Source organism: Citrobacter sp. TBCS-15 (assembly GCF_005280815.1).
GTDB lineage: Bacteria > Pseudomonadota > Gammaproteobacteria > Enterobacterales > Enterobacteriaceae > Citrobacter > Citrobacter werkmanii.
In genome coordinates this window covers 1-230 of the sequence record NZ_SZWK01000084.1, presented here as the reverse complement: position 1 = coordinate 230, position 230 = coordinate 1, and the positions used below count along the sequence as shown (strand labels likewise).

Genomic DNA, 230 nt, shown 5'->3' with positions numbered 1-230 from the left:
TTTTTCGCAATAATAACCATACGAAAAGTGACTACATCAGCTAAGTAAACAAGATCATTTGTTTTTTTATTGACTGCTCGGCTTTCACCAGTAATCATTGACTCATCAACGAGCGCTTGACTTAATATAAGGCCATCTGCAGGTATTTTCTCATTTTCTTTCACTAAAAGTAAATCGCCAATTTTTAGTTCTGAAAGCTCCACATCCTTCCCACTTTTTAAGTGAGCTTT

At 35.2% G+C, this 230-nt stretch carries 1 protein-coding gene; it reads right to left on the bottom strand.

Annotated elements, in window-relative coordinates:
• A partial coding sequence (locus FDW96_RS03055) for a hypothetical protein (protein WP_137365205.1) occupies positions 1 to 230 on the bottom strand: 230 nt, incomplete at both ends.